20 protein-coding genes are annotated in these 25,715 nt (G+C 70.4%); 1 reads left to right on the top strand and 19 read right to left on the bottom strand.

All coding sequences use genetic code 11. From position 1 onward, the window contains the following. Positions 1-161 precede the first annotated feature (161 nt). Genes aroQ through AW16_RS0100470 form a run of 3 tightly spaced genes read right to left on the bottom strand, consistent with a single transcriptional unit; the run spans position 162 to position 2,280 of the window. Positions 162-602: a type II 3-dehydroquinate dehydratase gene (gene aroQ / locus AW16_RS0100480; RefSeq protein ID WP_029287175.1), complete on the bottom strand. Its 441-nt coding sequence runs from the start codon at positions 600-602 to the stop codon at positions 162-164. A gap of 17 nt (positions 603-619) precedes the next feature. Then, a complete protein-coding gene (gene aroB / locus AW16_RS0100475) occupies positions 620-1,726 on the bottom strand; it encodes a 3-dehydroquinate synthase (RefSeq protein WP_029287173.1) in 1,107 nt (368 codons plus the stop codon). Next, entirely contained in the window at positions 1,723-2,280 is a 558-nt protein-coding gene (locus AW16_RS0100470) for a shikimate kinase (protein WP_034647865.1), read from the bottom strand. Before AW16_RS0100470 ends, aroB begins: the two co-directional genes overlap by 4 nt. A 149-nt stretch (positions 2,281-2,429) precedes the next feature. On the opposite strand from AW16_RS0100470, the gene AW16_RS0100465 reads away from it, so the two are divergent. Further along, complete coding sequence (locus tag AW16_RS0100465; RefSeq protein ID WP_029287169.1) at positions 2,430-6,266, top strand: fibronectin type III domain-containing protein; 3,837 nt, start codon at positions 2,430-2,432, stop codon at positions 6,264-6,266. Positions 6,267-6,329: 63 nt separating this feature from the next. On the opposite strand, the gene aroC is transcribed toward AW16_RS0100465, so the two are convergent. From aroC to alaS, 16 genes are all read right to left on the bottom strand, one after another. Continuing rightward, positions 6,330-7,520 (bottom strand): chorismate synthase, encoded by a 1,191-nt coding sequence (gene aroC / locus AW16_RS0100460; protein WP_029287167.1) that lies wholly within the window; start codon positions 7,518-7,520, stop codon positions 6,330-6,332. A gap of 104 nt (positions 7,521-7,624) precedes the next feature. Next, on the bottom strand, positions 7,625-8,470 hold the full coding sequence (locus AW16_RS0100455; protein WP_034647863.1) for a hypothetical protein: 846 nt from the start codon (positions 8,468-8,470) through the stop codon (positions 7,625-7,627). A gap of 2 nt (positions 8,471-8,472) precedes the next feature. Next, a complete protein-coding gene (locus AW16_RS0100450) occupies positions 8,473-9,171 on the bottom strand; it encodes a PilN domain-containing protein (protein WP_029287163.1) in 699 nt (232 codons plus the stop codon). Then, positions 9,168-10,235 carry a type IV pilus assembly protein PilM gene (gene pilM, locus AW16_RS0100445; RefSeq protein ID WP_029287161.1) on the bottom strand — a complete coding sequence of 356 codons (1,068 nt, stop codon included), beginning with the start codon at positions 10,233-10,235 and terminating at the stop codon, positions 9,168-9,170. Before pilM ends, AW16_RS0100450 begins: the two co-directional genes overlap by 4 nt. An 89-nt stretch (positions 10,236-10,324) precedes the next feature. After that, a complete protein-coding gene (locus AW16_RS0100440; RefSeq protein ID WP_029287159.1) occupies positions 10,325-11,116 on the bottom strand; it encodes an A24 family peptidase in 792 nt (263 codons plus the stop codon). Positions 11,117-11,118: 2 nt separating this feature from the next. After that, entirely contained in the window at positions 11,119-12,864 is a 1,746-nt protein-coding gene (locus tag AW16_RS0100435) for a hypothetical protein (protein WP_029287157.1), read from the bottom strand. Between the two features lies 1 nt (position 12,865). Next, positions 12,866-13,600 carry a type II secretion system protein J gene (locus AW16_RS0100430; protein ID WP_034647860.1) on the bottom strand — a complete coding sequence of 245 codons (735 nt, stop codon included), beginning with the start codon at positions 13,598-13,600 and terminating at the stop codon, positions 12,866-12,868. Then, positions 13,597-14,988, bottom strand: coding sequence for a prepilin-type N-terminal cleavage/methylation domain-containing protein (locus AW16_RS0100425; RefSeq protein WP_029287153.1), 1,392 nt, complete (start codon positions 14,986-14,988; stop codon positions 13,597-13,599). The genes AW16_RS0100430 and AW16_RS0100425 overlap by 4 nt, the downstream gene beginning before the upstream one ends. Positions 14,989-15,096: 108 nt before the next feature. Beyond that, the gene (locus tag AW16_RS18925) at positions 15,097-15,531 is read right to left on the bottom strand and encodes a prepilin-type N-terminal cleavage/methylation domain-containing protein (protein ID WP_081861380.1); all 435 of its coding nucleotides are present in this window, start codon (positions 15,529-15,531) and stop codon (positions 15,097-15,099) included. Between the two features lie 140 nt (positions 15,532-15,671). Beyond that, positions 15,672-16,898, bottom strand: a complete 1,227-nt coding sequence (locus AW16_RS0100410; protein ID WP_029287148.1) for a type II secretion system F family protein — start codon at positions 16,896-16,898, stop codon at positions 15,672-15,674. Next, a complete protein-coding gene (locus AW16_RS0100405) occupies positions 16,898-18,553 on the bottom strand; it encodes a type IV pilus twitching motility protein PilT (RefSeq protein WP_029287146.1) in 1,656 nt (551 codons plus the stop codon). The genes AW16_RS0100410 and AW16_RS0100405 overlap by 1 nt, the downstream gene beginning before the upstream one ends. 107 nt (positions 18,554-18,660) lie before the next feature. Further along, positions 18,661-20,334, bottom strand: a complete 1,674-nt coding sequence (locus AW16_RS0100400; protein WP_029287144.1) for a GspE/PulE family protein — start codon at positions 20,332-20,334, stop codon at positions 18,661-18,663. Between the two features lie 83 nt (positions 20,335-20,417). Beyond that, the gene (locus AW16_RS0100395) at positions 20,418-21,263 is read right to left on the bottom strand and encodes a shikimate dehydrogenase (protein ID WP_029287142.1); all 846 of its coding nucleotides are present in this window, start codon (positions 21,261-21,263) and stop codon (positions 20,418-20,420) included. Continuing rightward, entirely contained in the window at positions 21,260-22,438 is a 1,179-nt protein-coding gene (gene mltG / locus AW16_RS0100390) for an endolytic transglycosylase MltG (protein ID WP_029287140.1), read from the bottom strand. Before mltG ends, AW16_RS0100395 begins: the two co-directional genes overlap by 4 nt. A 7-nt stretch (positions 22,439-22,445) precedes the next feature. Then, positions 22,446-22,994 carry a Holliday junction resolvase RuvX gene (gene ruvX, locus AW16_RS0100385; protein WP_034647918.1) on the bottom strand — a complete coding sequence of 183 codons (549 nt, stop codon included), beginning with the start codon at positions 22,992-22,994 and terminating at the stop codon, positions 22,446-22,448. Continuing rightward, complete coding sequence (gene alaS / locus AW16_RS0100380; RefSeq protein ID WP_029287136.1) at positions 22,987-25,668, bottom strand: alanine--tRNA ligase; 2,682 nt, start codon at positions 25,666-25,668, stop codon at positions 22,987-22,989. The genes ruvX and alaS overlap by 8 nt, the downstream gene beginning before the upstream one ends. Positions 25,669-25,715: the final 47 nt, after the last annotated feature.

Genomic DNA, 25,715 nt, shown 5'->3' with positions numbered 1-25,715 from the left:
TCGGCGACGGTCGGACAGCGGGCCCACCGCGCGCGTCCGGGCCAGGCCCGGCGCGATGCGCCCGCGGCGGCAGGGTACGCAACGATCCTGTCGATCGGACGCGACCCGGTGGCGTGTCGCGCAAGCGTTCCGTGACCTGCGGCGTGACCTGCGGCGTGACCTCAGGCGCGTGCGGCGACCGCCTGCAGCGCGAGACGGTAGGAGTCGACGCCGAATCCTGCGACGGTCCCCGTCGCGATGGGCCCGATCACGCTGCGGTGCCGGAACTCCTCGCGCGCGTACGGGTTGCTGATGTGGACCTCGACGAGGGTCAGGCCAGCGTGCGTCACCTGGGCCGCCGCGTCACGCAGCGCGTAGGAGTAGTGCGTGAACGCCGCCGGGTTGAGCACCACGTGCGCGCGGGCGTCGACGGCCTCGTGCAGCCAGCCGACCAGCTGCGACTCGTCGTCGGTCTGACGCACCTCGACGTCGATCCCGAGCTCGTCGGCCCAGCGCGAGACCGCGGCGACGAGGTCGTCGTGGTCCGCCGAGCCGTAGACCTCGGGCTCGCGGGAGCCGAGCCGGCCCAGGTTGGGGCCGTTGAGCACCAGCGCACGCGTCATGGCGGCAGCGTAGTGGTCTACAGCGCGACCCCGCGGGGCGCGTCCGCGCTCACCTCGGCGTACGCGGCGACGAGCAGGGTCGGGTCCGGACCCTCGAGGCGCGCCGGTCGGCCGATGCCCTCGAGCACGACGAACCGCAGCAGGTCCCCGCGCGTCTTCTTGTCGCGCCGCATCGCCGTGAGCAGGCGCTCCCACCGGTCACCACGGTAGGTCGTCGGCAGCCCGAGCGAGCTCAGCACCGAGCGGTGGCGTGCGACGACGTCGTCATCGAGCCGCCCGGCCAGCCGCGCCAGCTCCGCGACGTAGACCATGCCCACCGACACCGCCGCGCCGTGACGCCACTGGTAGCGCTCGACGTGCTCGACCGCATGCGCGAACGTGTGCCCGTAGTTGAGGATCTCGCGCAGCCCGGACTCCTTGAGGTCCTCGCTCACGACGCGTGCCTTGACCGCGACGGCCCGCTCGACGAGCTCGAGCAGCACGTCGGAGCCGCTCGCGGCGACCGGGTCGCGCAGCAGCTCGACGTTCGCCTCGACGAGGTCGAGGATCACGGGATCGGCGATGAAGCCGCACTTGACGACCTCGGCGAGCCCGGCGACGAAGTCGTGCGGCGACATGCTGGCGAGCGCGGCGAGGTCGCACAGCACGCCTGCGGGCGGATGGAACGCACCGACGAGGTTCTTGCCCTCCGCGGTGTTGATCCCCGTCTTGCCACCGACCGCGGCGTCGACCATCGCGAGCAGCGTCGTCGGCACCTGCACGACCTTGATCCCGCGCAGCCACGTCGCCGCGACGAACCCTCCGAGGTCGGTCGTCGCGCCGCCGCCGACCGCGACGACCGCGTCGGACCGCGTGAAGTCGGCCTGGCCCAGCACACCCCACAGGAACGCGGCCACCTGGGCGGTCTTCGCCTCCTCGGCGTCCGGGACCTCGGCGCCGAACGCCTCGTAACCCTGCGCGCGCAGGTCCTCGATCACGGTGTCCGCCGTGGTCGCCAGGGCCGCGGGGTGCACGACGAGCACGCGCCGGGCATCCCCGACGAGCGCCGGCAGCTCGCCGAGCAGGTTGTGGCCGATGAGGACGTCGTACGGCTGCCCGCCGCCCACGTGCACGGTCGTCGTCACTCGTCACCCTCCACGCTCGCCACGCGCAGCGCGGCCAGCTCGATCTCGATCGTCTCGGCCACCTCGGCCGGCGTACGCCCGTCGGTCAGCACGTGCACCGTCGCGACCGCCTCGTACACCGGCCGACGCTCCTCCATGAGCGCCTGCCAGCGCGCACGCGGGTTGCCCAGCAGGAGCGGACGCGCCTGGTTCAGACCCACGCGCGGTGCGGCGTGCGCGAGCGACACGTCGAGGAAGACGACGACTCCCCCGTTCTCCCGGTACCCGGCGAGCACGGCCTGCGTCTCCTCGCGCAGCACCGCGCCGCCGCCGAGCGCGAGGACGCCGTCGTGCTCGGCGACCGCCGCAGCGACCGCGTCACGCTCGAGCTCGCGGAAGTGCGGCTCGCCGTCGTCGACGAAGATCTCGGCGATGGGCTTGCCCGCGGCGCTCTCGACGTCGGCGTCGGTGTCCCGCGTCTCGAGGTGCCAGCGCTCGGCGAGGGCGGCGGCGACCGTGGTCTTGCCGGCGCCCGGAGGGCCGACGAGGACGATGCGGGGGGCGGTGACGGGCACGACCCGAACCTTAGTCGCGCGTCCACCGTCCCTGGACGGCACGTCCATCAGCGCCATTCGGGCGAATCATCGCGAGCGGCTCATGTCCGCACCCCCGCGTGCCGACTGACGGGAGTCAGCTGACCGGTCTGCGCTGGGGGAACCACTCGATGAAGCTACGACGACTCACCGCGGCGACGACGGCGCTCGCCGTGGGGCTGGGCCTGGCCGCGATCTCCGGGATCCCCGCCGCGGCCGCGGCCGAGGTCGCGCAGATCGACGTCTCCGCCACGCACGCCGAGATCGGCGACGACGACGTCCAGCTCGCGTGGCTGCGCGTGCCCGGTGCGACCTCGTACACGGTGCAGGTGTCGACGTCGCTGTCGTCGTTCGAGGGCGCCGCGCTCGTCGACTCGACCACCACCCGCGCGCTGCGCTGGGTGCCGACGACCCGTTCATGGGGTGCCACCGACGCACAGACGCTCTACTGGCGTGTGGTGCCGCAGGGAGTCGGGGCCAATGCCGTCGACGCCACGGTCTACTCGTTCGAGCGCGACTCGGCCCCCGTGCCCGCCCTGGTCTCCCCCGAGGCCGACGCGGTCATCTCGTACCCGGCCCCCGTGACCATGTCGTGGTCCACGCTGCCGGGCGCGACCAAGTACCTCCTCCAGTACGGGGTCGCCGGCCAGCCGACCCGCACCTCGGTGACCGTCACGAGCACGTCGTACACGCCCGCGTCGCTCGCCCCTGGCGACTACCAGTGGTCCGTGCAGCCGTTCTTCGCGACCACCTCGTCGAGCACGGACGCGCCCGGGCACGCGACGGCGGACCGCTCCTTCACGGTGGTGTGGCCGTCGGGCGTGTCGCGGCCGACGCTCCTGTCTCCCGCGAACGGCGCGTTCGCGAACGACCTCGAGTTCCGCTGGACGCCCGTGACGGGCGCGAAGGAGTACCTCGTCGAGCTCGCGTCGTCGCCGGAGTTCACCGACGACACGGTCGTCCTGCGCAGCACCGTCTCCGGCACCGTCTTCGTCCCGACCGACGTCGTCGTCAACCGCACCTACTACTGGCGGGTCACGGCCTACGACGTCAACGGACTGGCCGGCGAGCCGTCGGGCATCTCGCAGGTCGCGAAGCGCATGAGCATGAGCGAGGCTTCGGTGCTCGACACCGACGAGAGCACGGCACGGCCCTCGTTCACGAACATCGGCACCACGGTCGAAGGTGCCACGGTGCTGCCCTTCGACCAGTTCCAGCTGTCGTGGACCCCGGTCCCCCGCACGACGTACTACCAGGTGACGGTCAACAAGAACGGCCAGGCACCGGTCACGTGCAAGACGGCCTCGACGTCGGCGACGATCGTCGCGAAGTCGACCGCGACCGGTAACAGCACGCAGTCGCTCAGCAACTCGGCCGAGTGCCTCTGGACCACCGACGCCGCCGCCAAGATCGCGCCAGGAGACGCTCTGGACAGCGACGCCGGCATCTACATCGCCAAGGTGGTCGCGGTGAACATGTCGGCGTCGAAGACGTCGACCTATCAGAGCTCGAACCCCTCGAACAGCGATGTCCAGTCGACGACGGTCTCGGTCGACCACTACTTCCGGGTCGGCGCGGCGACGCGCACGAGCACGCAAGACGTCGTGGTCGACCCCGTCGCCGGGTCCGTGCTCGGCGGCGGCTACCAGCGCACGTCGGACGCCAGCCCGCTGCTGTCCTGGGCACCCGTGACGGGTGCGAACGGGTACGTGGTGCGCCTGTACGCCGACGCCGACAAGTCGTCGCAGGTCGCCGAGCTCCGGACGACGACCCCGATGATCCGTTCCACCGGCGTGTTCGTCGCCAACAACACCAACGTGTCGACCGACGCGTACACCGCCGAGGTGACGCCGGCCGTCGTCAACGACACGGAGTGGCTCGAGCTGTCCACCCGCGGCAAGGGCATCATCCAGTGGCAGCGCACCGCGACGTCCCCGGCCGCGGGCGTCGTCACGTACCAGGGCAACGTGCCGCTGCTGTCGATGACCAGCACGCCTCGCACGCAGCTGGGCGGTGCGAACCGCGGCTACGAGGTCCAGGTGTTCAAGTCCGGGTCGTCGTCCGCGTACGCGAAGCTGCGCGTGGACCAGCCGAGCACCGTCGCCGCGAAGTCCTTCTCGTTCTCCTCGAGCACCAAGACGTTCACGGCGACGGCGCTCGAGCAGGGCGACTACGAGTTCGCCTGGGACGTCCTCGACGCCGCGGGCAACTCGGGCCCGCTGTCGGCCCGCGTCCCGTTCTCGATGGGGCGCCTGACCCCGACCGACCTCACCCAGCAGCTCAGCGCAGACGGCACGTCCGCGCTGCTGTCCTGGTCCAGCCCCGTCAGCGCGGCGTCGTACACCGTCACGGTGCGTGACACGTCGGGCGCGTCGTTCCCGACGATCCCGGCCACGACCGCACGGGCCGTCTCCGTCCAGGGGCTCGTCCCGGGCAAGACGTACACGTGGTCGGTCACGGCCAAGGACCGTTCGGGCAACGTCACCTACGCGAGCCCGACGAGCACGCTCAGCGTCTCCCAGTCGACCGTCACCCTGCGTCCGGCCGCGCTGACCGACGTGTCGTCGTCCGCCCCCACGATCGCGTGGGACCCGGTGCCGGGAGCGTCGCGCTACCTCGTCCGGGTCGCCGAGGCGAGCAAGGGTCTGGCCACCGCGACCGCGGTCGAGACGAGCGCACTGAGCCACGTCCCCACGGGCGCACTCGCGTACGGCACCGCGTACCTCTTCGACGTCCGCGCCGTCCCGGAGGTGCGTACGACGTCGTCGACGCGCCCGGTCCTCGCGGCGTCCGCGACGGGCACCCTGTCCGTCCGTACTCCGCCGGGGATCCCGTCCTTGGCGACGCCCACCGTCTCCGGCACGGGACTCACTGCGACGTGGACCGCCCTCACCGGCGCCGCTGCGGGGACGACCACCGCACCGACGTACGTCGTGCGGTTCCGGCCGCAGACCGCCCCCGAGCAGGCGTGGGCCTCGCGCGACGTCACGGGCACGAGCCTGACGCTCACCGGGCTGAACGTCGGGACGACGTACGAGGTCGCGGTCGCGGCCAAGAACTCGGAAGGCCAGGGCGGCTGGTCCACGACGCGCACCGTCACGACCGCCGGACCGCCGAACGCGCCGTCCAGCGTCCGCGCGACCTCCGGCCTCAAGCAGCTGGCGGTCTCGTGGGGCTCGGCCTCGTCGAAGCTCCCGGTGACGGCGTACACCATCCGGTGGCGCCCGACGTCCGCGACCACCTGGACCACTCGCAGCCTCTCGGCCACCACGCGGAGCTACACCATCACCGGCCTGGGCCAGGCGACGTACCGCGTCGAGGTCACCGCCACGAGCGCGGCCGGAACGGGCCTGCCCGCGACGGTCGACCAGGTGAGCTACGGCCAGGCGAGCGCACCGCGCTCGGTCGCAGCGAAGCGCGGTGACGGCAAGGCGAGCGTGACGTGGTCGGCACCGTCCAGCGCGGGTGGGTCGACGCTCCAGGGATACCGGGTCGAGCGACGTCAGTACTCGTCGTCCTCGAAGAAGTGGAGCGCGTGGACCCAGGCGACCACGACCTCGTCGTCGACGCGCTCGGCGACGCTGAGCGGCCTGACCAACGGGACGGCCTACCAGGTCCGGGTGACGGCGCGGACGTCCGCCGGGGACGGCGTCGCGTCCGGCGCCGTGTCCGTGACGCCGGCGGGCAAGCCCAAGGCGCCCACGTCCGTCAAGGTCACGGTGTCGAAGGGCAAGGCGAAGGTCTCCTGGAAGAAGCCGTCGTCGAACGGGTCCGTGATCACCGGTTACACCGTCCAGTACTCGACCAACGGCACGTCCTGGAAGACCGCCAAGTCCGCGTCGAAGTCGGCCACGAGCGCCACGTGGACCAAGGCGAAGAAGGGCAAGAGGTACTACGTGCGGGTCGTCGCGAAGAACGCCGTCGGCACGGGAACCGCGAGCTCGAAGGTGAGCTTCACGGCCAAGTAGAGCCTGGTACGACGCGGGCCCGGCACCTGAGAAGGTGCCGGGCCCGCGTGCGTTCGCCAGCGGTCAGCGCAAGAGCTCGGGGATGCCGGCGAGGTACCCCGCGAGGTTGCGCCGCACCTCGCCGACCGAGTCGCCGCCGGTCTTCTCGAGCAGCGCGTCCGCGAGGACCAGCGCGACCATCGCCTCGGCGACGACCGCCGCGGGCGGCACGGCGCACACGTCCGACCGCTGGTGCTGCGCCTTGGCCTCCTCGCCCGTCGAGGTGTCGATGGTCCGCAGCGCGCGCGGCACCGTCGAGATCGGCTTCATCGCGGCGCGCACGCGCAGGATCTCGCCGTTGGTCATCCCGCCCTCCAGGCCGCCCGCACGGTTCGTCTCCCGGACGATCCGGCCGTCAGGTCCACGCACGATCTCGTCGTGCGCCGCCGACCCCCGGCGCCGAGCGGTCCGGAAGCCGTCGCCGACCTCCACTCCCTTGATCGCCTGGATGCCCATCAGCGCACCCGCGAGCCGCGCGTCGAGCCGGCGGTCCCCGTGCACGTACGAGCCGAGCCCGGACGGCACGCCGTACGCGAGGACCTCGACGACGCCGCCGAGCGTGTCCCCGTCCTTGTGGCACTCGTCGATCTCCGCGACCATCGCGGCCGACGTCTCCGCGTGCAGGCAGCGGACCGGGTCGGCGTCGAGCGACGCGACGTCGGTCGGCGTGGGCAGCGGTGCGTCGTCCGGGACCTCGACCGGACCGATGCCGACGACGTGCGAGACGAGCTCGATCCCTGCCACCTGCTCCAGGAGGTGCGCGGCGACGGTGCCGAGCGCGACGCGCGTCGCGGTCTCGCGCGCCGACGCGCGCTCGAGCACCGGTCGCGCGTCGTCGAAGTCGTACTTGCGCATGCCGACGAGGTCGGCGTGGCCGGGGCGGGGACGCGTGAGCGGCGCGTTGCGCGCGCGCTGCAGCACCGCGGTGTCGTCGAGCGGGTCGGCGGACATCACCCCGACCCACTTGGGCCACTCGGTGTTGCCGATCTCGATCGCGACCGGGCCGCCCTGGGTCAGCCCGTGCCGCACGCCGCCGAGCAGGCGCACCTCGTCCTGCTCGAACTTCATCCGGGCGCCGCGACCGTACCCGAGCCGCCGGCGCGCGAGCGCGGACTGCACGTCGGCCGTCGTGATCTCGACACCGGCGGGCACCCCCTCGAGGATGCCGACGAGTGCGGGGCCGTGGGACTCACCAGAGGTCAACCAGCGCAGCATGCAGCCGATCTTTCCATGTCGTTCGCACGCCCGGGCCACGTGCTCAGTCGGCGGGCAGACGAAGAGCCGGGCCCATGGGACCCGGCTCTTCGTACGATCGGCGATCAGCCCTTGGTACCTGTCCAGGGCGTACCCGAACCGTTCCACTTGGGCAGCGAGCCCGAGCCGTCGTCACTCTTGGCGTCGTCGACCGCGGTCGCGGCGTCCTTCAGGACGTAGACGTAGCCGGAGACGGTCATCTCCAGGTCGCCGTCCTTGGTGGCCGGGTGGCCGCCGGTCGCTTCCTCCTGCTGCTGCCCGGTTCCCGTCATCGCGATGACGAGGAACGGGCGCGGGTCACCCTGCTGGAGCTTGGCGACGAACGTGTCCACGTCCTTCGGGTTACCGACCACCGTGATGTCGAACGGCATCGCGACGAACCCGGGGATCTGCACCTCCACAGGGCCTGCGTTCTTGGATCCACTGCTCGCCGCGCTCGTGGTTGCCTTGGTCGCCTCGTCGCTCTGCTCGCGACTCTTGTCGGCATCCGACTTCGCCCCGTCGCTGTCCTTGGAGTCCGAGGCCGCAGCCGTAGGCGTGGCAGTCGGGGCGGGAGTCGCGACTACCACGTCGGTCGGGGGGTTCGCCGTCGTGTCGGTGATCGTCACACCCGCGTCCTCGGCGATCGCATCGAGCGAACGAAGGTAGTCCGTCAGGTCCGCCTGGGCGGGAAGCGTCACGCGCAGCGCGTCACGTTGCTTCTTGTACTCGGGAAGATGTGCGGTCTGCTGCTTCAGCACGGCGAGCTGGGCCGCGAGCTTGACGTTGTGCTGCTCCGCGGCGTCCGCGTCCGCTGACGCGGTAGCGGTCTGGTCCCGCAGAGGTGTGATGAGCACGAACCAGGCCAGCGCAGCGATGACGACGCCGACCAGCACGGTGCCGGCGACCCAGGTGGTCTTCTTCGACTCCATCGTCACTCCCCCTTGTCCAGCGCGAATCGGCCGCTCAGTGCGGTGTCACGCACCTGAACCGTCGCCTGCACGGTGTAATAGGCGTCCTTCGACGTCGGATCCTCGCCTACGGTCACGTTCGAGACCCACGCATCACCGAACCCCGGCACCTTGTCGAGCGCGTCGGCCCAGCCCGCGGTGGTGATCATGTCCTTGCTCTTGGCCTGGAACGTCAGCGAGCCGATGCTGGGCTGCTGCAACGGGTTCGTCGGGTCCGCGGGGAGCACCATCGGGGTCGCGACGTTCATCGACAGGGTCGAGATCTGGACGCCGTCCGGGAGCACCGCCGCGACGGCGTTGAGGTACCCCGACCACGTCACGTCGGTCGAGAAGCCCAGCGCCTGCGCGCCGCTCAGGAGCGTGACCTGGGCCAGCACCTTCGGCGCCTCCTGGTACTGCGCCTGCTGCTTGAGCAGCTCCGTCGACTTGTCCTGGGCGTCGGAGAGCCGGTCCTGCTGGCTCGAGAGCTGCTGGTTGGCGAGGAAGTACACGCCGCCCATCACGATCACGACCGCGAGCAGGCCGTAGCCGAGCATCCGCTTGAGACGACCAAGCGCCCGCTTGTCCGAGATGTTGGCGGGCAGCAGGTTGACCTGCGGGAGCGGCGGGATGACCACCGCGCCGCCGCCCGGCTTGCGCGTCCGTTCGAGGAGGGAGGTCATGCTGCTGCTCCGAACGCCAGGCCCAGCGGGAGGGCGATCGCGTGCTGGTTCTCGAGGAGCGCCCGGTCGACGCCCGACGCCTTGTCGTGCTTGAGCGTCGACAGCGGCTGCCCCACCGTGGCCGGCAGGCGCGTCGCGCTCGAGAGGTACTGGCCCAGGCCGGGGAGCTGCGACCCGCCACCCGTGAGGGCGACGAGGTCGATCCCCGCGCCGTGCCCGCTGCTCGTGTAGTAGACGAACGTGTTGCGCACGGCCTCGACCAGGCTCGACGCGACCGTACGGATCGCCTCGGCACCTGCCGCGAGCTCCGGGTCGGTCGCGTAGCCGAGCCCGATGTGCCGCTTGGCCTGCTCGGCGTCCGTGATGGTGATCCCGAGGGCACCCGCCACCGCTTCGGTCACGTCCTGACCACCCGACGGCAGCATGCGCACGAGGCGCGGCTGGCCGCTCGCCACGACCACCACCGTCGTGACGCGTGCGCCGATGTCGACGAGGGCGACCGTACGGTTCGCCAGCTCGCCGCGCGCCATGATCCGCGTGAGCGCGAACGCGCCGAGGTCGACCATGACCGGGCGAAGACCCGCCGCGGTGACGACCTCGGTGTTGGCGTGCACGGTGTCCTTGGTCGCCGCGACGAGGAGCCCGCGCAGCATCGGCCCGTGCTCGCCCTGCACCTGCGACGTCGGCAGGTAGTCGAGGATCGCGTCCTCGACCGCCACCGGGAGCATGTCCTGCACCTGGAACGGGAGCGACGACCGGATCTGGGCGGCCGGCATCGACGGGAGCTCGAGGTCGCGCACGATGACGCGCTGGTTGCCGATCCCGACGACGACGTCCTTGTGGGAGAACTTGGACGCCGCCCACAGCCGCTTGATCGCCGTCGCGACCGTGGAGGCCTCGACGACCTCGCCGTCGCGCACCGCACCGGCGGGGATCGGCGTCTCGCCGTACCGCACGAGCGTCGGCTGCGCGGTGCGCGCGGGACCGCCGCTGCCGAACTCGACCTCGGCGGCACGCACGTGCGTGGTTCCGATGTCGAGCCCGATGACTCTGGACCTGGCCACGAGAGAGCTCCCCTTCGTTCGGCGGCGACTGCTAGTCCTATCGGGCGACCGGCGACCAGCCTTGAGGGTGATGGGGCAGGAAGAATCGCTCAGAACGCCGCGGAGAGGTACGCGTCCCACAGGCCGTTGCCCCAGATGAGGCCGACGAACGCGCCGAGCAGCATCCACGGCCCGAAGGGGATCCCCGTCTTGCGCCCGGCGCGCCGCACGAGCAGCAGCACGAGCGCGAACACACCGCCGATGAAGAACGCCGCGAAGCCGCCGATCACGAGCGCACCCCAGCCAGTCCACCCGAGGTAGAGCCCGAGCACACCGGCGAGCTTCACGTCGCCGAAGCCCATCCCGGCGGGGTATGCGAACACGAGCGCGAAGTAGAACGTCCACAGGATCACGAGGCCGAGCACGGCGCGGACCATCGACCACCAGTCCCCCGTCCCCACGGTGGCGAGCGCCAGGAGCGCGGCCGCGACAGGGTACGAGGGCAGGACGATCCGGTTCGGCAACGTCTTCGTGTCGATGTCGATGAGAGCGAGCGCCACCGAGATCGCGGTGAGGTAGAGGAACGCCGGCCACGCCCACAGCGCCCCGTCGTCCACGCCCAGCCACAGCGCCACGCCGACGAAGGCCGCAGCGGTGCCCGCCTCGACCAGCGGGTACCTCGGCGAGATGGGCTCGCCGCAGTCTCGGCACCGGGCGCGCAGCAGCAACCACGACACCACCGGCACGTTGTCCCGCGCTCGGATCGAGTGCCCGCAGCGAGGGCACGCCGACGGCGGCTTCGAGAGGGACTCCCCGCGCGGCAGACGCCACACGACGACGTTGAGGAACGAGCCAACGGCGAGTCCGAGGAGGCCCGCGAGGGCGACGAGCAGAGCTGTCACGACTACCTGTACGTCCCGTCCGACCTGAACGCCGGATCGGTCTCGACCCAGACGTTGACACCGTACGTGGTGGTCACGGGCGAGAGGAACTTCGGCGGTGCGGTGTAGCGGAACCGCTCGTCGTAGCTGTAGCCCTTGATGTAGCCGTTGCTGCCGCTGTGCACGATGCCGCGGAACTTCTGCGCGATCGCACCGTAGACGTTCAGCGAGCCGCGCTCACCGCCCGCGTTGTAGTTCTGCACCTGGAACGTGTGCGCGACGGACAGGATCGCAGCATTGATGTTCCGGTTCGTGTCGTTGATGAGCTTGTTGCTGCCGTTCATCGGGTTCCACACCCACACGGCGTTGTTGCCGACGAGGCCGAGCAGGTCCGCCTGCTTGTCCTTGTAGACCATGTCACCCGTGACGTACACGTAGTTCTCCGACGCCACGGTGACGCGGCCGCTGAGCGTCCCCTTCACGAACACGTCGCCGTTCTTGTACCCGTAGGCGGGCAGGCTCGCGGTCGCGAACTGGGGCGTCGTCTCGTTGGTCGTCGGGAACCCGATGCCGTTCGACCCGTTGGCGCCCGTCGACACCGTCAGTCCCGAGGGCGTCGTGGAGCTGTAGTTCGGGTCCGACGTCACGGTCGGGACGTTCTGGACGTAGATGACGTTGTTGTCCGGGACGGCGATGCTCTGTCCGGTCGAGGAGCCGAGCGATCCCGCCGCGGAGCCCGGCGTGCCGCACTGCGCCGGCGCCGTGCCCGAGGTCGCCGGGGAACCGACCACCTGGGTCTTCTTGGTCCAGGGCGAGCGGACCGTCATCTTGCCGTCGTTCGTGAACGTGATCGACGTGGGTCCGGTGTAGAGGCACCCCGGCCGGGGGACGTCCACGGTGAGGTCGGTCCGGACCTCCTTCTTGAGCTCCGAGTTCGTCGGCGGCATCGAGATCACCGGGCTGGACAGCGGGTAGCCCGTGAGGCTGAACACCTGACCCGTGCAGGACGCGCCGGTCGAGTCCTTCTTGATGTACGCCGGGGGCGACGACGGGTAGTACCCAGTCGTCACGGCCCCCTTGAACGTCGCCGCGCACACGCGCATGGCGTCGTTCGAGTGCGCAGGGCCGTTGACGACGTCGTTGCTGCCGAACGCGATCTCGGAGCACCCGGACGAAGGCCGGCCCGCCCACGCGTACTTGACGCAGGTCGAGACGTTGTCGCCCGTGATCTGCGGGTCCGCGATCTCGTAGTCCGTGAAGTAGAGGAAGTCGATGAAGCCCTGCTGCTTGAGGTCCGCGACGATCGAACGCGTCTCACCGCCGGCTCGGCCAGTGGCACGGAGCCGCAGCGTGCCGTCGGTCGAGTACTTGCTGTTGTCCACCTCGTAGCGGAACTGGGCCTTGCCACCGCTGCCCGACACGTTGGCCCACGAGCCCGTCGCGCCGACACCGAATGCCGGGTTCGTCGCGGTGACGGGCGGCAGGGTCCGCGTGTCCGGCACGGTGTGCCCGAACGTCGCCGCCGGGTTGCCGTACTGGAAGTACGTCGTGTCGTTCGCGATGCGGCTCTGGTACTCCTCGACGCCCGCGTAGGCCGCGGCCATCGCGGCGCTCCAGTCCTGCGTGTTCCGCGCGGCCCTGAGCTGCCCCGTGGCGTACGCGATGCTCGCGACGAGCAGGGCCGCGAGCACGGCCGTCACCCCGATGACCATGATGAGCGCGATGCCGGACTCGTCGCCCGCCGCCCGCCTGCGCAGTGCTCGCACCATGTCATGCACCAATCCGGGAGTAGCCGAGGTTCGGGATGCCGACCATGTTCTGGATCACGGTCGGTTGTGCACGTGCTGTCAGGTCCGACTGCACGGAGAGCGTGACCGTGACGCTCGCGATCGAACGCAGCTGGTCGACCGTGAGCGTCCCGGTCGTCGGCGGGACGACCTCGACGTTGTCCTTGGTGTAGTACCGGAAGAGCTTCGGGTCACCCGTCTTGACGTAGGGCGTGATCTTGGAAGCGATCAGACGCTGGTACGACGCCTTCGTCCAGAACGAGTTCGACGTCTGGAACGGCGCCGCCGGCAGGTTCACGAAGGTCCAGTAGGGCGAGGTCCCGGCCTTCGCTGCCCAGCGCTTCTCGACGAGCGTGCGCTGCGGCGTGACCTCGAAGCGCACGACGATCGGCGCAGGGCTCGCCGCGTTGGTATCGAGGTAGGCGCGCAGCGTGACCGACTCGGACGTGGCAGCGAGGAAGACCGGGTCGTTGAGAGCCTGGTTCGCGACGCGGATCTCGGTTCCCGAGCGAATCACGCGGGTCACCTCGTTCATGCCCACCGACGCGATGCGAGTGTTGTCCGATGCGGCCTGATCCTTCGTGAAGTTGCGGCTGATCGTGATCGTGAGCTGCACGACCATGAGCATGAGCGCGGACAGGAGCACCACGGTGACGAGCAGCTCGGCGAGCGTGTAACCCCGTTCGGTGCGGCGCATACGGCCGAACGCGCGGGTCACGAGTGGCTCCTCGGGTCGAACGTGACCACGTTCCCGGAGCGCACCTTGGACAAGGTGGTCGTCGGGTCGGGGATCGACATCTTGGCGGTCGCCACGGCGGTGGTCCATCCGGAGGACGCCGAGCCGGTGCCGTAGTAGAGCAGCCAGGACCCGTACGGCAGCGCGATCGTGACGTTGCCATTGCTCGGGAGCTGCGCGGCTCCGAACGTGTACGTGGTGGTCGACGAGCAGCCCGGGTCGTCGGACCCACCCGGCGGCGTCGTCGACACCGCCTTGAGGTAGCGGCCTGTGCCGATCGAGCCGAGCGAGAGCTTGACGATCCCGAGGTTCACGGGCGTCGCGACGGAGCCTCCGGGCACGGCGGCGACGGCGGGCTGCCGCTCGCCCGTCCACGTGAACCCACCGGAGGTGGTCGACGGCCACGCGACGGGGTCGGAGCTCGCGCACGCTCCTGCGAAGACGTCGTATCCGCTCGCGAACGGATACCGGTCGATCGCCCGCGTCAGCAGCGCCGAGCTCGACGGCGTCGAGACGAACGTGCCGTACGTGTTCGTGAACGTCGTGGTCGGCTGGTCGGGCACCCGGAGCGTCTCAGAGCCGGCGGGCGTGTAGTTCGCGGCGTACTGCGCGTTGAACGTCGCCTTCTGGTCGTACTCGAACTGCACGGCGACCGCCTGGCCGGCGCTCACGCCGACGGTTCGGGTCGACGACGCGCTCTGGGCGGGGTCGAGGTAGCTCGCCTTGCCGATGGTCACGTCGTAGTTCCCGGGCATGACTTTGAGGATGTAGCTGCAGCCCTGCGCATCCGTCGGGGACGGCGCCGCAGCGAGGGCGAGGGCGCCGTTGGGCGGGCTGGACGGAGCGGCCGAGACCGACACACCACCGCGGCCCGTGCCGTCGTAGCCCATGACCGACACGATGATCGTGCCCTTGGACGGATCGTTGATCTTCTGCGCGGGCTGGACGAGGGTGTCGGCTCGTACTGCCTGGGCGCCCTGACGCATGCCGTCCCACGTGACGGTGACGTTGACGCGCTTGTAACGCAGCGACGTCGTGCTGCCGGCACCGCAGCTGAGGTCCTGGTTCGGGTCCGTGACCCACTGCGTCGCCCGGTGCAGGTGGTACGTGTCGCCGTTGAGCGAGACGTCGCGATCGCGGTCCAGGAGCGTGAAGAGGTCGCTCGTGTCGCGCACGAGGTCGATCTCACCGGCGGCAAGGTTCGTCGCGACCTGGCGCGCGCGAGAGTCCCGCGTGAGGATCTTGACGGAGATCAGACCGTAGATGATGCCCGTCGAGACGAGGGCGAAGATGAACATCGCGACGACGACCTCGACGAGGGTGACGCCTTCGTCGCTGCGGCGCCGCTCCAGCACCGATGCGATGCGCATGCCGTGCTCCTGTCGCTCTCGTCGGTGGAGGCCCGCAGGCGTCCGGGTACTGACGCAGGCATGCGGGGCGCTTCGTCAGCGCCCCGCATGCCTGTCATCGGACCGAGATCAGTCCTCGGTGGTCGTGCCGGTCGTGCTGTCGTACGTCCAGCTGCGGCCGTCGAGCTTGTCGCTCTTACCCTCGAGCTCGTACGACTTGCCGCCGTCGCCGACGACGACCGCGACCGAGACACCCTCGGTCGGGTTGTAGCCGTTGCCGACCAGCGTGTCGTCGTTGTCCTTGTCGGTCACCGCGGTGCCCGTCGTCATGCCGGTGTAGAGACCGTCGTGCGACGTCGCGAACGCCTCGGCCGCCGTCGACGCGTTCTTCAGGTCGGAGGTGACCTGCGAGACCCACGCCTTCTCGCGCTGCTTCAGGAACGCCGGGATCGCGATCGCGGCGAGGATGCCGATGATGATGACGACGACGAGGAGCTCGATGAGGGTGAAGCCCTTCTCACCACGAGCGCGCTTGTCCATCGTGGCCTGGATGCGAGTGATCATGTCGAACCTCTTCCAATTGCAAGACCAGTGGGTTTCAGGAGCCGGTTTCGAGGCCGGCGAGCACTACACCTGGGTCATCGGGAGCCGCTGCACGGCGCTTGATGCGCCGTTCGGGTGAACCTCGGCGGATCCGGGAACCGTCACTTCACCAGCGAGAAGATCGAGAAGATCGGCATGTAGAGCGCGACGATCATGCCACCGATGATCACGCCGAGGACGGCGATCATGAGCGGCTCGATGAGCGACGTGAGCTGGGCCGTGGTGGCCGAGACCTCCTCGTCGTAGAACTCCGAGATCTTGGACAGCATCGTCTCCAAGGAGCCCGAGTCCTCACCCGTGGCGACCATCTGGACGACCATCGGTGGGAACACGTGATGCTCTGCCAGGGGCCCGGCCAGCGACTTGCCGGTTCGCACGCTCTCCTGCACGTCCTTGACGGCGACCTCGATGACGTAGTTGCCGCTCGTCTCACCGACGATCTCGAGGGCCTGGAGGATAGGGACGCCCGAGCCCATCATCGTCCCGAAGTTGCGCGTGAAACGCGCGATCGCGACCTTCTGGAACAGCGGTCCGAAGATCGGCAGCCGCAGCATCAACGGCTGGACGGTCTTGCGGACCGCCTCGTCGTTCTTGTGCCGGCGCCACCAGATCGAGAACGCGATCACCGCGACGAGCAGGATCGGCGCGGCGACCTTCATGATCCCGGACAGGAACACCAGGAACTGCGTGGGCGCCGGCAGCGACCCGCCCAGGTCCTCAAACATCTTCTTGAACACCGGCACGATGAACAGCAGCATGCCGACCACCGCGAGGATCGCCATGATGAACACCATCACGGGATACGTCATCGCCGACTTGATCTGCGCGCGGAGCTTGACCTCGGCCTCGTAGTTCTCGGCCACCGACAGCAGGGCGTCCTCGAGGAACCCGCCGACCTCTCCGGCCTTGATCATGTTGATCATCAGCGGCGGGAAGATCTCCTTGTGCCGCCCCAGGGACTCGGACAGCGACCCGCCCTGCTCGACGTCGTTGCGGGTCTGCGCGAGCACCTTGGCGAGCGGCTTGCTCTCGGTCTGCTCGGCGAGGATGGTCAGCGTCCGCAGGAGCGAGAGCCCGGCCGAGATCATCGTCGCCATCTGACGCGCCATGACCGCGAGGTCCTTCATCGACACGTGGTCGGAGAAGCCCGGGATCTTGATCTCGGTCTGCAGGCCGCCGCTGACCACCTCGGTGATCGCGAGCGGGGCCATGCCCATCGACTTGAGCCGGTTGGCGACCGCTGCCTCGTTCTGGGCGTCGATGCGCCCCTTGACGATCTTCCCGTTCTTGTCCGAGAGCTGGTACTCGAACGTGCGCATGATCGCCATCAGTACTGGGTCCCCGCCTGTGCGTAGCTGCCCATGGAGTTCGCGCCCTGGTTGGTGCGGGCGGTGCGGCCGACGAGCTTGTTGAAGTCGTCGATGTGGTGGCACTTCTCGACGCCGACCTCGTACGTGATGGCGCCCTTCTTCACGAGCTCCGCCAGGTGCTGGTCCATCGTGAACATGCCGTGCTCGGCACCGGCCTGCATCGCCGAGTAGATCTGGTGCGTCTTGCCCTCACGGATGAGGTTGCGGATGCCGGGCGTCGCGACCATGACCTCGGTCGCGACCGCACGGCCCGTACCGTTCGCCTTCTTGCACAGCGTCTGGCAGACGACGCCCTGGATCGCCGAGGCGAGCTGCGTGCGCACCTGCCCCTGCTGCTCCGCGGGGAACACGTCGATGACACGGTCGATCGTCTGCGCGGCGTCCTGCGTGTGCAGGGTCGCGAACACGAGGTGACCCGTCTCGGCTGCGGTCAGGGCGACCGAGATGGTCTCGAGGTCACGCATCTCACCGACGAGGATGATGTCGGGGTCCTGACGCAGCACGTGCTTGAGCGCGTTCGCGAACGAGTGCGTGTCCTGCCCGACCTCGCGCTGGTTGATGAGCGACTTCTTGTGGCGGTGCAGGAACTCGATCGGGTCCTCGACCGTCATGATGTGGTCGGGACGCGTGCGGTTGGCCAGGTCGATGATCGCGGCGAGCGTCGTCGACTTGCCGGAACCCGTCGGGCCGGTGACGAGGACCAGGCCACGCGGCAGACCGGCGAAGTTCGAGACGATCGGCGGGACGCCCAGCGCCTCGAGCGGCTTGATCTCGTAGGGGATCACACGGAACGCGGCACCGATCGACTCGCGCTGCTGGTACAGGTTCACGCGGAACCGGGCCTTGCCGCGCATCGCGTAAGCGAAGTCGAGCTCGAGCTCCTCCTCGAACTTCTCGCGCTGGCGCTGGGTGAGGATCGCGTACAGCGTGCGCTGCAGCCCGTCCGGCATGATCGACTCGAAGCCCTCGAGCGGACGCAGCGAACCCTGCAGACGCATCATGGGGACCGACCCGGCCGTCAGGTGCAGGTCGGACGCCCCGGCGTCGACCATCGCGGACAGTGCCTCGTCGAGCTGGAGGTCCCCCTCCTGGCGGTCCTGCCCCACGCCCGAGCGCTGCGTGCGGTCACGGCCCGGACCCTTCGCCACCGGCTTGGGTGCGGCGGGCGGGATGGTCGATGCGGGCGCCGGTGCGGCAGGCGCAGCAGACGGCGGGGCCGGCATCGCGACCGGCTCGGGCGCGGGCATGAATGTCGTCGCCGACGGTGCGACCGCGGGCGCGACCGACGCCACCGACGGGACCGCACCCGCAGGCGGGGTCATCGGCAGGCCGATGCCCTCGTGCACCTCGGTGGGCCGAGCCTGCGCGGGCACGAACAGCGTGGAGGCACCGGGTGCCATCGGCGCAGGGGCCGCGTACCGGGCGGGAGCGGGCGCCGCGGGTGCCGACGGCGCGACCGGCGCCGCGTGCACCGACTGCGACGGCACCGGCGAGTACGTCGTGATCCCCGGGATCGGCGCGGGCGCGCCGGAGTCGGCCTGCGGCCCCGCAGGACGGTACGGCGGCAGCGGACGGGTCGTCCCGTCCCGCCCAGCGTCGTAGGACTCAGTCACAGTCGGCCTCCACGTCGTCGTACCGCAACCGCCCGGAACCCGATTCCGGACGGACCACCAGGACCTTCATCGGCGGATGCACTCCGCCACTTGAGTGACAGCGCCGCTCACGCGACGACGCGCAGGATCTCCTCGATCGAGGTCATCCCGAGCGCGACCTTGTGCCAGCCGTCGTCGCGGAGCGTGATCATGCCCTGCTTGACCGCGGTCGCCGCGATCTCGGCGCTCGACGAGTGCGCGACCGCGTGGCGCTCGATGTCCTCGGTGACGCGCATGACCTCGTGCAGCGCGATGCGACCGCGGTAGCCGGTGCGCGAGCACGCCGTGCAGCCGCCGGGGCGGAACAGCTCCGGCAGCGCCTCCCCCGGCACCCACGGGAACCGCGCCGCGAGCATCTCCGTCTCGGACGGCCGGTAGGGCTCCTTGCACTTCTCGCACAGCTTGCGCGCGAGGCGCTGGGCGACCACCGCGTCGAGCGCCGATCCCACGAGGAACGGCTCGATCCCCATCTCGGTCAGTCGCGTGACGGCCGAGGGTGCGTCGTTGGTGTGCAGCGTCGAGAGCACGAGGTGACCGGTGAGGGCCGCCTCGATCGCGATCTGCGCCGTCTCGTGGTCGCGGATCTCACCGAGGAGGACGACGTCCGGGTCGGAGCGCAGGATCGAGCGCAGCGCTCCCGCGAACGTGAGGCCCGCCTTCGGGTTGACCTGGACCTGGTTGATGCCCGGCAGCCGGTACTCGACCGGGTCCTCGACCGTGATGACGTTGATCTCCGGCTTCGAGACCGCGTTGAGCGTCGCGTAGAGCGTCGTCGACTTGCCAGAGCCCGTCGGGCCCGTGACCAGGATCATCCCGTAGGGCTTGGTGTACGACTCGCGGTACGTCTCGTAGTTGTGGTCGAGGAACGACAGGTCGCGCAGGTCGAGGCTCGCGGTCGAGTTGTCGAGGATGCGCATGACGATCTTCTCGCCCCACACCGTCGGCAGCGTCGCCACGCGCAGGTCGATCTTGCGGCCGTTGTGCGTCACGGACATGCGGCCGTCCTGCGGCTTGCGCCGCTCGGCGATGTCGATGTCGCTCATGATCTTGACGCGGCTGATGACGCCGCTCTGGATGTTCTTCGGCGAGCGCTGCGTCTCGTGCAGCACGCCGTCGATGCGGTACCGCACGCGCAGGTCGTGCTCGGTCGGCTCGATGTGGATGTCGGACGCGCGGTCCGTGATCGCCTGCGTGACCAGCAGGTTGACGTAGCGGACGATCGGCGCGTCGTCGTCGACGACGTCGCCGATCTTCGACAGGTCGGTCTCGGGCTCGGCGACCTGCTCCTCGAACGCGTTGGACAGGTCCTCCATCTCGCCGTCCGCGCGGCAGAACCGGTCGATCGCGCGCAGCACGTTGTCATACGTCGCGATCACCGGGATCACGCCCCGACCGGTCACGGTGCGCACGTCGTCGACGGCCATGACGTTGCCAGGGTCGGCGGTCGCGAGCAGCACCTGCCCGTTCTCGAGCGCGACGGGCAGGACCGTGTACCGACGGCACAGCGCGGCCGGCACGAGTGCGACCGCCATGCGGTCGACCTGGAAGTCGTCGAGGTCGACGAACCGCATGCCCACCTGCGCGGCGAGCGCCTGGACCAGCTGCCCCTCGGTGAGGACGCCGAACTCGACGAGGGTGCGCCCGAGCGACGAACCGGTGGACTGCGTCTCGTCCAGCGCAGCCAGCAGCTGCCCCTCGGTGACGAGGCCCTCCTCGAGCAGGATCTCCCCGAGCTGCTTCACGTCACGCCCTCCCGTCGCCCGCAGGGCGCAGATGCACCCTCCTGCACGGTCATCGGCAGGTCACGGGGCGATCTGGAGGGGTTTCAGCCCCCCATTCGGGTGCCGAGGCGCACGCCGAGGGCCGCGTCCATCGCGTCGAGCGGTCCGGGGTGCCCGGTCATGAGCCGGACCTGCTCCGACGCCTGGTGCAGCAGCATCCGCTCGCCGCCGACCGCCGTCCCGCCCAGAGCGGTCCACGCGGCGTGCAGCGCCGTCGGACGGGGGTCGTACGCGACGTCGAGCAGGACGGCGGCCGTGCTCCCGGCGAGTTCCACAGCCAACCCGTCCGCGGCGTGCGGAGGCAGCGTCGAGACGACCACGTCCGCCCGAGGCAGCAGGTGAGCCGCCTCGGCCAGACCCCGCAGCTCGGGTGTGACACCCATGCGGTGCGCCGCACGCAGCAGCCCGCCCGCGCGCCCGCGTGACCGGACCAGCACCAGCGGCGAGGCCACACCCAGCTCGGCGAGCGCGGCGAGCGTCGATGCCGCGGTCGCACCGGCGCCGAGCACCACGGCCGACGAGGGCCGCCGCTCCCCCAGCCCCTCGCGCAGCGCGGCCACGAGGCCGTGCACGTCGGTGTTGGCGCCGACGAGGCCCGCCGCGGTGAACACCACCGTGTTGACGGCGCCCACCACCTGCGCGAGCGGTTCGACGTGGTCGAGCAGCGGGATCACCGTCTGCTTGAGCGGCATCGTGAGCGACAGACCCGCCCACGACTCGTCGCACCCCTCGACGAACGACGCGAGCTGCTCCTCGGTGACGTCGACCGCCTGGTACGACCAGTCGTCGAGCCCGAGCGCGGCGTACGCGGCCCGGTGCAGCGTGGGCGACAGCGAGTGCGCCACCGGGTGGCCGAGGACGGCCGCCCGGTGCGCGACGGGTGCGGTCATCCGCCGTTCTTCGCGAGCCAGGCCTTGAGCTTGGCTTGCGCGGCGTCCTGGCCCGTCTGGTCGACCGAGAAGACGGTCTCGCCCGTGTCGAGGTTGACCGCGCACCAGTACATCCAGTCGCCGTCCGCGGGCTTGAGCACCGCGTCGATCGAGGCCTCGCTGGGCGACGAGATCGGCGTCGGCGGCAGACCCTTGTGGATGTACAGGTTGTACGGGTTGCTCGGGTCCTGCGTCTCGGCCTTCGTCAGCGCGGTACCGGGGACACCCGCGCCGTACGCGACGGCCGCATCGATGCCCAGCGCCCAGTTCTGCTCGAGCCGCGAGTCGATGACGCGTGCCATCTTCGGCCGGTCCTCGGCACGCTTGGCCTCGCGCTCGACCATGGACGCCTTGTTGAGCACGGTCTCCCACTGGTCCTTCGGGACCTTCTTCGACTCGAGCACGTCGACCGTCTTGCCCACGAGCATGGTGAGCACGTCGGTGGCCGAAGCGTCCGGCTCGACGTCGTACGTCGCGGCGTAGAGCCAACCCTCGAGCTTGCCCTTCGCCTGCGACGGCAGGCCGATCGCGTCGGTGTCCTTCGCGGCCTTCTTCAGGTCGTCGATCGGGATCAGCGTCTTCTCGCTGATCTTCGTCATGATCTGGTCCGCCGTGAGGCCCTCCGCGAGCGTCACGCGCATGGACTGACGGCTCGCGGGGTTGAGCAGCGCGGCGACGGCGTCGGTCGCCTTCATCTGCTGCAGGAGCTTGTAGGTGCCCGGCTGGATCGACGGGGCGTCGGGGTTCGCGGCGAACGCCTTCGCGAAGGCCTGCGACGTCGCGACCACCCCGGCGTCGGCGAGCGTCCGACCCATCGCGGCACCCGTGTCGCCCTGCTTGATCACGACGGACGCCTCGCCGACGCCGGGGCCCGGGAAGTCGGTCTGCTCGGCGGTCGACTGCCCCTTGTCGTCGCCCAGCCCACCGATGAGCGAGACGACGATGTAGCCGGCGCCGACGACGAGCGCGAGCGCCATCACCACGACGACGATGCTGCGGTTGCGGCGCTGCTTGCGCTGCCGCGCCGCACGCGCGCGTCCCGTCGAGCGCGCGCGCCTCGACGGCGTGGGGACACCGTCGACGGGGTCGTCGGCACCGCTCGAGGTCGGCGCCCACCACTCGGTCTGGTTGCTCACGTCGAAGTCACTCCGCTGTCGTCCGAAGGTCTCCCGCAGCCCCCGACGCGTCGTCAGGCCGCGCTCCCCCGCGGAGCACCACCCGTTCACCCGGGCGGCGCCCCGTCGCGCGCTCTGCGTCCAACGCGTACTGCAGGATGACCACCGCGGCCGCCTGGTCGACGACCTCTCGGTGGCGGCGTCCGGATCGGCCGGACGCCTGCAGCGCCTGATGGGCGGTGACCGTGGTCATCCGCTCGTCGACCAACCGCACCTGGACGGGTGCGACGGCCTGCGCCAACCAGACAGAGTACGCGCGCGCGGCCTGCGATGCGGCACCTTCCGTGCCGTTCAGGTGTCGCGGCAGCCCGACGTACACACATCTCGCACCGCGCTCCTGCACCTCGCGCACGATCTCCACGACATCCCTGGACGTCTGTCCAGGTGACTTAGCGTCACGCGCGAGCGTCGCGACCGGCGTGGCGACCAGCCCGTCGGGGTCGCTCGTCGCCAGGCCGACGCGGACCGAGCCCACGTCGACCGCGAGCCGCGCGCCCCGCTCGATGTCCTCAGGCACGCAGCTCGGCCACCACGGCGTCGAGCGCCGCACCGAGGCTCGCCGCGTCCGTGCCGCCACCCTGCGCGAGATCGTCCTTGCCGCCGCCACCGCCGCCGAGCACCTGGGACGCGACGCGCACCAGCACCCCCGCACGCGCCCCGGCCTCACGCGCCGCCGCGTTCGTGGCGACGACGACGACCGGGCGGCCCTTGGTGACGCCGCCGACCGCGACGACGGACGCCTCCGCGTCGCCGAGGCGCGAGCGCACGTCGAGGACGAGCGTGCGCAGGTCGTCGGCCGAGGCCTCGCCCGCGTCGTGCGTGACGACGTTCGTCGTGCCGACCCGCTGCGCGCCCGCGGCGAGCGAGCCCGCGGCCGCGAGGACCTGGGCCTGCCGCACCGAGGCGAGCTCGCGCTCGGAGTCCTTGAGCCGCCCGAGCAGCGACGAGACGCGTTCGGCGATCTCGTCGGGTCGCGCACCCAGCAGCCCCGACAGCTGGTTGACCAGCGCGCGCTCCTTGGCCTGCTGGCCGTAGGCACCCGCGCCGACGAGCGCGTCGACGCGCCGCACGCCCGAGCCGATCGACGACTCACCGAGCAGCGTCACGAGGCCCAGCTCGCCGGTGTTCCCGACGTGCGTGCCCGCGCACAGCTCGCGCGACCAGTCCCCGCCGATCGACACCACGCGCACGTTCTTGCCGTACTTCTCGCCGAACAGCGCCATCGCGCCGAGCGCACGCGCCTCGTCGATCGGCATCGTCGTGTCGCTGACCGCCAGGTTGTCCTGCAGCCGCTCGTTCACGCGGCCCTCGATCTGCGCCATCGACGACACGGGCACCGCGGAGCCCGAGCGGAAGTCGAACCGCACGCGGCTCGGCGAGTTCTCCGAGCCGGCCTGCGTCGCGGTCGGACCGACCTCCTCGTGCAGCGCCTTGTGGATCATGTGCGTGGCGGTGTGCGAGCGCGCGATGGCCCGACGACGCTCGACGTCGATCTGGGCGACGCCGGTGTCACCGAGCGCGACCGTCCCGTCGACCAGGCGGCCGCGATGCACGTTGAGGCCCTTGACGGGCGCCTGCACGTCGTCGACCTCGACGATGCCCCCGCCCGCGAGTCGGATCGTGCCGGTGTCGGCCAGCTGTCCGCCCGCTTCGGCGTAGAACGGGGTCACGTCGAGCACCAGCTCGACGTCCGCGGGCGCGGTGGCCGCGGGCGTCGCGACACCGTCCACGAGCAGGCCGACGACCCGCGAGTCCGCGGTGGGGTCGGTGTAGCCGACGAAGTGCACCGCGGTGCCGTCCTCGCCCGTGAGCGACGAGTGCAGCTCCTGGTACACCGCCGTGTCGGCGTGACCCGTCTTCTTGCTCAGCGCGTCAGCACGCGCGCGCTGGCGCTGCTCCTGCATGAGCGAGCGGAACGCGGTCTCGTCGACCTGCACGCCCTGCTCTGCCGCCATCTCGAGCGTGAGGTCGATCGGGAAGCCGTACGTGTCGTGGAGCTGGAACGCCTGCGTCCCGGACAGCGTGCCCGCGCCGGCCGCCTTCGCGGACGCGACCGCCGTGTCGAGGATGGTGATGCCCGACGCGAGCGTGCGCCGGAACGCGTCCTCCTCGCCGTACGCGACCTGCGAGATGCGCGCGAAGTCGTCGGCGACGTTCGGGTACGACGCGCTCATCGCGTCGCGGCTCACCGGCAGCAGGTACGGCAGCACGGGCTCGTCGACGCCCAGCAGGCGCATCGAGCGCACCGTGCGCCGCAGCAGTCGGCGCAGCACGTAGCCGCGCCCCTCGTTCGAGGGGGTCACGCCGTCTCCGATGAGCATGAGCGACGAGCGCACGTGGTCCGCGACGACGCGCAGGCGCACGTCGTCGCCCTCGTCCGCCCCGTACCGCTTGCCCGTGACCTCCTGCGCCGCCTCGATGACCGGGAAGACCTCGTCGATCTCGTACAGGTTCTGCTTGCCCTGCAGCAGGTACGCGATGCGCTCGAGGCCCGCGCCCGTGTCGATCGCGGTCTTCTCGAGCTCGCCGACGAGCGGGTAAGTCTTTCCCGAGCCCTCGCCGCGCACGAACTGGTCGAACACCAGGTTCCAGATCTCGAGGTACCGGTCCCCGCCCGGGTCCACCGTGCCGCCGACCGCCTCGGGCCCGTACTGCGGCCCGCGGTCGTAGTGGAACTCCGCACACGGGCCGGCAGGTCCCGGCTGGCCGGTGTCCCAGAAGTTCTCCTCGCGGGGGAGCTTCACGACGTGGCGTGCGTCGATGCCGACGCGCGCGAGCTCCGCGTGCGTCTCGGCGTCCTGGTCCCACGTCGTCACCCAGAGGCGGTCGCCGTCGAGGCCGTAGCCGCCCTGCTCCTGCGGCGTCGTGAGCAGATCCCACGCGAACTCGATCGCACCGGCCTTGAAGTAGTCGCCGAACGAGAAGTTGCCGTTCATCTGGAAGAACGTCCCGTGCCGCGTGGTGCGGCCGACGTTCTCGATGTCGTTGGTGCGGATGCACTTCTGCACGCTCGCGGCCCGCGGCCACGGCGCCTGCTGCGTCCCGAGGATGTAGGGGATGAACGGCACCATGCCGGCGATCGTGAACAGGATCGAGGGGTCCGGCGAGATGAGCGGGACCGACGGCACGATGGCGTGGTCCTTGCTCTCGAAGTAGTCGAGCCAGCGCTGGCGGATCTCGGCGGTACGCATGATTCCTCGTTCTCGGGGCGATTCGTGGTGCTGGTCGCGGGCGGCCG

This window comes from Cellulomonas sp. HZM, assembly GCF_000708885.1.
Taxonomy (GTDB): Bacteria; Actinomycetota; Actinomycetes; order Actinomycetales; family Cellulomonadaceae; genus Cellulomonas.
This window is presented reverse-complemented; position numbering and strand designations above follow the sequence as displayed.

What these genes read in the sequence shown, in the direction of transcription:
- aroQ (WP_029287175.1), bottom strand. Translation starts at nt 602, where the DNA reads ATGACGCGTGCGCTGGTGCTCAACGGCCCCAACCTGGGCCGGCTCGGC.
- AW16_RS0100465 (WP_029287169.1), top strand. Translation starts at nt 2,430, where the DNA reads ATGAAGCTACGACGACTCACCGCGGCGACGACGGCGCTCGCCGTGGGG.
- aroC (WP_029287167.1), bottom strand. Translation starts at nt 7,520, where the DNA reads ATGCTGCGCTGGTTGACCTCTGGTGAGTCCCACGGCCCCGCACTCGTC.
- AW16_RS0100455 (WP_034647863.1), bottom strand. Translation starts at nt 8,470, where the DNA reads ATGGAGTCGAAGAAGACCACCTGGGTCGCCGGCACCGTGCTGGTCGGC.
- AW16_RS0100450 (WP_029287163.1), bottom strand. Translation starts at nt 9,171, where the DNA reads ATGACCTCCCTCCTCGAACGGACGCGCAAGCCGGGCGGCGGCGCGGTG.
- AW16_RS0100435 (WP_029287157.1), bottom strand. Translation starts at nt 12,864, where the DNA reads ATGGTGCGAGCACTGCGCAGGCGGGCGGCGGGCGACGAGTCCGGCATC.
- AW16_RS0100425 (WP_029287153.1), bottom strand. Translation starts at nt 14,988, where the DNA reads ATGCGCATCGCATCGGTGCTGGAGCGGCGCCGCAGCGACGAAGGCGTC.
- AW16_RS18925 (WP_081861380.1), bottom strand. Translation starts at nt 15,531, where the DNA reads ATGATCACTCGCATCCAGGCCACGATGGACAAGCGCGCTCGTGGTGAG.
- AW16_RS0100410 (WP_029287148.1), bottom strand. Translation starts at nt 16,898, where the DNA reads ATGGCGATCATGCGCACGTTCGAGTACCAGCTCTCGGACAAGAACGGG.
- AW16_RS0100395 (WP_029287142.1), bottom strand. Translation starts at nt 21,263, where the DNA reads ATGACCGCACCCGTCGCGCACCGGGCGGCCGTCCTCGGCCACCCGGTG.
- alaS (WP_029287136.1), bottom strand. Translation starts at nt 25,668, where the DNA reads ATGCGTACCGCCGAGATCCGCCAGCGCTGGCTCGACTACTTCGAGAGC.